This is a genomic window from Pseudoalteromonas sp. PS5, assembly GCF_004103255.1.
In the GTDB taxonomy this organism is placed as follows: Bacteria; Pseudomonadota; Gammaproteobacteria; order Enterobacterales; family Alteromonadaceae; genus Pseudoalteromonas; species Pseudoalteromonas peptidolytica.
This window is the reverse complement of sequence record NZ_RCSQ01000029.1, coordinates 1-7313: the sequence shown is the minus strand read 5'-3', so window position 1 is coordinate 7313 and position 7313 is coordinate 1. Positions and strand designations below refer to the sequence as shown.

The following is a 7313-nucleotide window of genomic DNA, read 5'->3' as shown; positions in this document are numbered from 1 at the left end:
ATAGACCACTTAATTAAGGAAATTGGTGTAATGTCATGATTCAATTAATAAAATAAAAAATTGTCTTGTTGTTTTCTTAGCCCTGATGGGTTTGAAAAGGCGTAAGATAACGGATTTAAAACGCACGAAATAATTGGTTTACGATAACGTAAGCCGAGTAAATGAAACAGGACTTGTATTGTATGTATAATGATATTGCTCCGAGTAAAAGAAGCCCTAACGAGTTGCAAGAACACAATGGGCAGCCGTGTTTTAAAGGAAATACAGTGGCTCCTGAATACCTTACTTCTCTGTTGTCATTCTTCTATGAGTTGGGGGCGCAGCACTCCCGGGAAGAGCAGCGTATTCAGCTTGCCGACTTTAGAAATGAATTAATTATCGCTGAAGATACCATAGAAGAGTTAAGAGTTTCGCTTGATCTGTCGCGTCAACAAAGAGACTCTGCACAAGATTGCCTTGACATAAGCCGTTTATCTATTCAGCAGTCATTACTCATGATGGAGCGTTTACTATTAGAATTAGAAGCGAGGCAAGATCTGGATGAGGCTTATTTTTTCCGTAGAGAATTAAAAAAGATATCTACACATTTGTCTCAACGTATATAGTATTGTACAACTACGTTGTTAAATGAGCATCTGTTATAGTGAAGCGTCATTACGGTATAAACTGGCTCAAATTTTCAAAAGTTTGGAACAGTACATAAGTAAGTGGGATCCTTTTTAAAAAATAAGTCTGACTATCAATTTTTATAAATAAAATATTGATTTAGTTGGGTTTAAATATTCTTTTATCTGATTTTAGATCATAAATTAGTTGCTTAATTTATAGATATGGAACTTGCAAAGCGATCCAAATTGAGCTGTTTTAGCTATTTTGAACACTTTCATACAAAAACCAGGTGCTTATAACCGATCTGAATCTGATCTTTGCTAAAGTAAGCTTGCTGCTCGGTACTCAAAAGTAGCCTGATTTTAATGTACAATAAAAATTTCAGTGTACAGATCTGAAGTTGGTCTGCTTAATCTAGCTTTGCTGTCTCTGAAAAAGAGGCCTGATTAGTGGCCTCTTAATGAGTTTCGTTATTTTATCTTTCAGCGATGTAACTAATGCGCACTTTGTCGCCGATTTGAGGCGCTGTTACAAAAGTCGCCTTTTTGGTGGCTTCGTCAATCGTAACCGAGTCTTCAAATACAGCAAGACCATTCACAAATACTTGTGCAGATCCAACCCGAGGTGATTTTGCAATATCAAAAGACACTACTGCACCATCTACTTGAGCGGATAGATCTTCCGCAGAAACAATATCCTGAGCCATGATACGCGATGTATCATCTTCTATGGCCTTAATACGGTTATCTTGTGTGGTTAAAGCTGTCGTTACAGTTGCTGCAAAGTCGGCGTCATTTCCCAGAGCATCAGCTAATTCTTTAAGTGTATCAAGCGCTTCAGGTGCACTATTAATGAGATCAGACACTTTAGAGTCTACGTAGGAAATACTCGCTTTTACGGTACTAAGTGAAGCAATATCATCAGCAAATTTTACTAAGTTTGCTTCAAAGCCTGGGTCGACTAGCTCACGACTAATTGTTGCAGGCATAATTTGTGAGTTTGCGCGTAACTTACTCATTGGATGAGTCTCCTTAATGGGTTAATGTATTTCTCATCTCAAGCTCATACGCGATTCCAGAGACAGCGTTATACTCACTGTTATCAGTTGAGTAATTTGGCTGACAATTGAATTTTATCACCGTCATAAATTGTGACAGCTGGGTCAATCAACAGGATGCTTTTGCTATCTTGTGTAGCGATACTGTATTGACTTTCTTTATCCAAGAGCAAGCCATTCAATGTTACCAAAACATGTTTAGTACTGTCGATTTGTCCGTTTAGTGCAATGTGAATGGGTTGTCCATCAGGCTCGGAAATTGTGTATGACTGCTGAATTTCCGTGCTTGACCCTCCGCTACTGCTTTGATCTGGTTGGTAAAACTGTTGTGAAACTGAAGTGCTGTACATTTTAAGCCCTTACTTTAAAACAGATACTGCATTATCACTATTGGCTGCTACCCATAGTGCTAACGAATCAGTTTCTTCATGAGCATCAGCAAGCTCGATTGATAGTTTAACCTTGACTTCATTGCTACCAACCGGAATAGGAAACCTATATTGACCTGATTGTACAATATTTATCTCCATCGGCACAATGCTGTTATTGACGAGCTGACACATGTCAAACGGTGTGTCTTGTGCTATGTTTGGGTCTTGCATAGCGATTTTGATGCGCCCTGTTGCCTGCAAATTTTTTTTTATTAAAGTCGACGTACACAAGCAGTTCGCTTTTCCCAAATGTTGGGGTGACAACATGTAGCGTGTGGTCACCAATTTGGTTCGATACTGATTGATACTGTCCATTTTCCTGGGGAATGTTTACTGTGATCATTCTGTCGCTCCACTCTCATTTTCACTGAATTTTGCCGAGCTTCGCTCAGCGTTTGGTTGGGTAAAGTGCCTGTGTAGGATGAGTCCATTCACATGGCATAAGTATTTGCTTTTTACTCAGCCGGATCAGGCTGATGTGGGATGGATATATAATTTCATCTGTTTCAATACAAACGAAGTGAGTGCCATTACGATGCGGCATACACTGATGGAGTACTCGGCCATCAATACATTGAATATCATGTAAAAGTTCTACACAGCTTTCAAAAGCATCACTATGAAAGTTTATCCAGTTAAATAAATAGAATGCGAATGGAGAATGCGTTGCTATTAAATCTTCAAATATCTCCGTAGGATCTTGGGTATCATAGTGTGTGAGTTTGGCGGTGATATATTGTTGATTCATAAAGCCTCCTCAGCAAAGCTTACCTGTTGTGACAGGTATTGCTGTAGTTTAAATTGACGGCGAAACCAGCCTTTTGCATATTTACCATTGCTCGGTCTACGTGCGATGATCTCGGCATATTGCTTGGCTCTTAAGCTTTGGTACTCAATGAATAAATTGTCTCCTTGGACTCTGTTTGCCTGTTTTAACGCGCTAAGTGTGTTAGGCCCAATAATGCCATCTACATCGGTCTTGATCGCTTGTTGTAATAGTTTTATAGCACTTCTCACCCCCATGTTTACGGCGGTATCAAAAACTAAAACCGCCATTTTTTCAGGCATTAAGTGGGCTTTACAGGCTTCAAAGTAATCTCTTTGGTATATCTCTTTCGCTTGTGCTTTGGTCAGTGCCGCTATATCCAAATTAGGATAGGCATTTTGAGAAATCCCGTATTTTGTTTTACCGCCACTGTCGTCAGGGTCGTCGACAAAGCCACCTTCAAACTCTAAAAGTAAACGAAAGGCTGACTCAAAAACGTGTTGATGCTGCCGTAAGTGATCTGACATGTTAACTCCTTAACCAAACACCGTTAGTACCTTCAATTGAGCTGTTTTGGTATAACGGGCAATACTATTCGAATGGCACTTTAAAAATGCGCCACAACAGGGTCTCAATCACTACTCACTATTAAGTTGCTATCAACTTCAGTCTCTTATATTGTCTATTGTACCTTGAACGGCACATTGAGTGCAGCAAAGAAATTACTTTAAGTGGCAGTGAAAATAATGTTAAGGCAATACTGTCACGGTATCGTCGCCTGCTTGATTGTTCGAATTATGTACTGACACTTATGTGTAAGTAAGTGCTTCCTCTTTATACTGATAGGACTTTTGTTGTTAGCTGGTACTTACATTTGTTTGTGAGTGAATACAAACTTATTGGTTGCTGTTTTTTGTGTTTATAAAAAGTGATTGCACAATCAATTGTTGCACTCACTTTTTATATGGCGTAAGCTATAAGTCATTGTCGTACAGGCGTTCTCGACTCAAAAGGTAAAGTGCGCGCAACTCAATAATCCGCTAAGGAACCGAAAATGAAAAAAATAATGGCTGTAAAATTCGCATGGAGGTTTTTATGAGTTTATCTGCAAGAAGCTTCAGGCTAGCCCAAATTCCGGTCGATAGTCGGGCTAAGATTGTTTCTGTTGCAAACCGCAAAGGTGGTGTGGGTAAGACCACCTTGGTGAGTTATTTAGGGGAAGGTATTGCGCTTTGGGCTGGTAAACGCGTCCTTCTTATAGATACTGATAAACAGTGCAATCTAAGTGGTGCTTATGGCGTTATTGAGTCGACCACAGTTGATGCGGCGCACGCATTTGCAGGTTCTGCGCTCAGAGCCATTCATCAGCCCATAATTCACCCTGAGTATTATGATGAAGATGGTAATCCAATGCCTTTTGCTGCTCGCAGTAGCTCATCAGAGATCATGAAAGAAGACAGGCAATATGTGTGTCAGTACGGCACATATATCCAGCATGACTCTCCTCATTTAGGCACTGTGAATAAATTGGGGGGGATGCTAGATATTGTACCTGGTGATAGTGAGGCACTCAGTCATATCCACACTCATGCAGAAAAATACCCGGCAAGAACACTTTATGAGCGGTGGGAGTCTTGGTTGATTGATTGCGACATCCTCAATTGTTACGACCTGATCATTTTCGATACCCCACCACTGGATGCGGAATTAAACGAGGCGCTTTATCAACTATCGGATCATGTGATTGTGCCAGTAAACCCATCCAGAGATACGCTTGGCTCATGCAACACCGTCACTATGTCTTGCCTTGCGGCAAATAATAGTGATGGTCGCATGCGCCTAGTGACGACAATTGTTAATCCATTAAATTCAGGGAAGTTGAGTAAACGAGAAGAAATTTTATTAGAGCCAATTTTCAATTACCCTGCGTTTGGTTGCTTTCCAAAAAATGAGGTATTTCCTCGTAGTCGGTTAATTCAGGAACGTCGTGATATTTCTGTGCCCCCTTATATAGACCCGGAAAGCTTTGAAAAGCTCAGCGCTGAAGAGAAACGAGCTGTAAAGCCGCCAATGTCATCGCTTATTTGGAATAAAAAATCAGATCCTTCGAGAAAAAAGCTGTTTTCAATAATTGATAAGTTACATCAACGCATTTTTGGTGAGCCTCTTCCTCCTGAGGATGATAATTAAGCTTTTAGGTAATTCGCTATGACAAGTAAAAAACAATCAAAACTCGGTCACTTGCTTCAAACCAAAGGAGCACGAGACAAAGCTGCCGAAAGAACGGCGCAAGCACTTTCACAGGAAATGGATGCGGTTAACGCGATGTATTTGCAGCAACAGCAACGATCTTATAAATCTGTGAACTCGAACGAGCAAGGGCAATCAGGCGCAACCGTAGAAAAAACAATCTATAAAGTGCCGGTCATTGAGCAGTTGTCTCAAGTGAAAAAAATGTTTGAAGAGAACGGTGGTGAATCTTTCGATGTAGAAATACCGTTGAGTTTGATTAAACCCAGAGCAGACAATCATCGCTTAAACGGTACATTAAAGTTATCTTTTGATACTTATATGGAATTGCTGCCTTCATGCCCTGATAACTGGCATGAGCTAGATGCGGCTGAGTATGTAGAATCGTTTTGGGCTTCACCGCTGGCAATGTTAGTAGCAAAAGGTAAATTGCACGGCAAAGAGTTAAGCGATGCAATGACGGGTGTGCAGGGCTTATTTAAAACTGCGGTGAGCTTAAAAACAAAAGGCCAGCGTAAGTCTATTGATGGCTTTTTAGCTTACGACGAGTTTGGCGCTGCGTCACACGTGGTGATCATTGATGGTGAGCGGCGTCTGCGTGCTGCCCATTTATACGGACGCGAGACGCTAAGATTACGTCTGGCTGTAAATGAACGTGCTGCTGATGGCCTATCTCAAGATGCCTCAGATCTAGACGTTGAGCTGGCCACTCTCGCAACTTCATACGAAGCGAATAGTTCGTCGGTATCTTTATCTTTGGCAGATACATTCAGGCATTATCACACACATTACAGGGTGCTATGTCAAAAAGTGGGTAAAGATGTTGCCGATGCAATGTCTACAAACACAGCAAAAGTCGCGATGAAGCTGACTTCTGAGTCAAAACCACAAGTTGCACGTTTTTTAAAGTTGGTGCGACACCCGCAAAGCGAGCTGCTGTTAGAGATCTGCTCCGTGCATAAGCCGGGTCGTGAATCTTTAATAAAAGTGGCGAATGACGCTGTAGCATATGCACAGCAGCATGGTATTAGTTGTGACCCTGTTCATGTTTATGCCTTCTCGGTTGCGGATGAAAAGATTGATTTTTCTATCGATGAGGTGCCTCAAGCGCTTGTGGATGAAGTGATGGCACTCGTTAATCAAGTTACGGGTAAGCATGTCATTAAAAAGAGCGAAGATGTTACACGTCAACAAGTGGCACAACAGTCAGAGGGCGATAAAAAAGAAACAGTTAAGAAGCTGAAGAAGTTAGGCTTTCCAACACCTGAGTCGGATAACGCGTTACGAGACAGACAGCTAAAAATGCTGATTGCGGTTTGCGCGCGGATAGATCCTACACTGGAGCAAACAGGCGAGCTACTGGAATCAATGGCTGCATCTAAAGGTTCAAAAGAAGACATAGATACATACCGTCAAGGTTTATTAAATATCGTCAGTCAGTCTATGCAGCATTTAGACAACCTAGATATGTCGGGCGAGGATTTATCTGGTTTAATCCGTAAAGCGCGCACTGAAGGGGTCAACTGGTCTGAATTATTCCAAGGCCAGAAAGAGGAGCGTAAGCATGGTTAATGATCGTAGCTCAAGTAAACTTGCTATGCTGGTGACGCCTAAGCCAAAACTTGACTCAGTGAGTGACGGCTCCGATCGCATTAATGCTAGGTTTCCTAACAAAATGATTGAATTGATGGATGCGGCAGCGCAGCAAAAAGGAGTATCACGCAGCCGCTGGGTATCTGAAGCAATTATTGAATTCAAACGTATCCATTTGGATACGCACCTTGAGTTTTTGAAAGAGATCGACGACAAGGCGGAGCAAGAAAAAGAGCGTCTGGCGATTTATCAAAACTTGGCGCGCATGACACTGGAAACCAAAATATCTACCGTAGGTGGACGCTCATTATCGATTAGGATGATCCAACAATCTATTCCAGCGCTAAGTGCTTTTCAAGAGCTACTACGCGTTATTGACTTGGCCGACAATACGCCGATTGAGTCGGATGATGTACCCAGCACACTCTCTTTAGCACCTGTCAGAGACAAACTAAGAACAATTTTGGGTCATATGGTAATTTGGGAGCGCTTGATGAAAGAAAGTGATTTGTCTACGTTAATTGGCTCCCCGTTAAATCAACAATAGCCATTGTTGGTTTTTGCTGCTTAGTCCTTTTCTGCTTGCCTTTCATTTGCTATTGTACAA

At 41.4% G+C, this 7313-nt stretch carries 9 protein-coding genes; 4 read left to right on the top strand and 5 right to left on the bottom strand.

Going from position 1 to position 7313, the window contains the following annotated elements:
- Positions 1 to 182: 182 nt before the first annotated feature.
- On the top strand, positions 183 to 605 hold the full coding sequence (locus D9603_RS03710) for a hypothetical protein (RefSeq protein ID WP_128730220.1): 423 nt from the start codon (positions 183 to 185) through the stop codon (positions 603 to 605).
- A gap of 479 nt (positions 606 to 1084) precedes the next feature.
- Here the strand turns inward: D9603_RS03710 and D9603_RS03705 are convergent, their stop codons facing one another.
- The 5 genes from D9603_RS03705 to D9603_RS03685 form a co-directional block, all read right to left on the bottom strand.
- Complete coding sequence (locus tag D9603_RS03705; protein WP_128730218.1) at positions 1085 to 1627, bottom strand: hypothetical protein; 543 nt, start codon at positions 1625 to 1627, stop codon at positions 1085 to 1087.
- An 83-nt stretch (positions 1628 to 1710) separates the two neighbouring features.
- Positions 1711 to 2016: a hypothetical protein gene (locus D9603_RS03700; RefSeq protein WP_128730216.1), complete on the bottom strand. Its 306-nt coding sequence runs from the start codon at positions 2014 to 2016 to the stop codon at positions 1711 to 1713.
- Positions 2017 to 2025: 9 nt separating this feature from the next.
- Positions 2026 to 2268 (bottom strand): hypothetical protein, encoded by a 243-nt coding sequence (locus D9603_RS03695; RefSeq protein ID WP_128730214.1) that lies wholly within the window; start codon positions 2266 to 2268, stop codon positions 2026 to 2028.
- Between the two features lie 217 nt (positions 2269 to 2485).
- Complete coding sequence (locus tag D9603_RS03690; protein ID WP_128730212.1) at positions 2486 to 2845, bottom strand: hypothetical protein; 360 nt, start codon at positions 2843 to 2845, stop codon at positions 2486 to 2488.
- Positions 2842 to 3390, bottom strand: coding sequence for an N-acetylmuramidase (locus D9603_RS03685; RefSeq protein ID WP_128730210.1), 549 nt, complete (start codon positions 3388 to 3390; stop codon positions 2842 to 2844). Before D9603_RS03685 ends, D9603_RS03690 begins: the two co-directional genes overlap by 4 nt.
- A gap of 568 nt (positions 3391 to 3958) precedes the next feature.
- Between D9603_RS03685 and D9603_RS03680 the strand changes: the two genes are divergently transcribed.
- From D9603_RS03680 to D9603_RS03670, 3 genes are read left to right on the top strand one after another with little or no spacing between them, the layout of a single operon-like run.
- The gene (locus D9603_RS03680; protein WP_161972718.1) at positions 3959 to 5053 is read left to right on the top strand and encodes a ParA family protein; all 1095 of its coding nucleotides are present in this window, start codon (positions 3959 to 3961) and stop codon (positions 5051 to 5053) included.
- 18 nt (positions 5054 to 5071) lie between these two features.
- A complete protein-coding gene (locus tag D9603_RS03675) occupies positions 5072 to 6685 on the top strand; it encodes a hypothetical protein (protein ID WP_128730208.1) in 1614 nt (537 codons plus the stop codon).
- Positions 6678 to 7253 carry a YlcI/YnfO family protein gene (locus tag D9603_RS03670; RefSeq protein WP_128730206.1) on the top strand — a complete coding sequence of 192 codons (576 nt, stop codon included), beginning with the start codon at positions 6678 to 6680 and terminating at the stop codon, positions 7251 to 7253. Before D9603_RS03675 ends, D9603_RS03670 begins: the two co-directional genes overlap by 8 nt.
- Positions 7254 to 7313 lie beyond the last annotated feature (60 nt).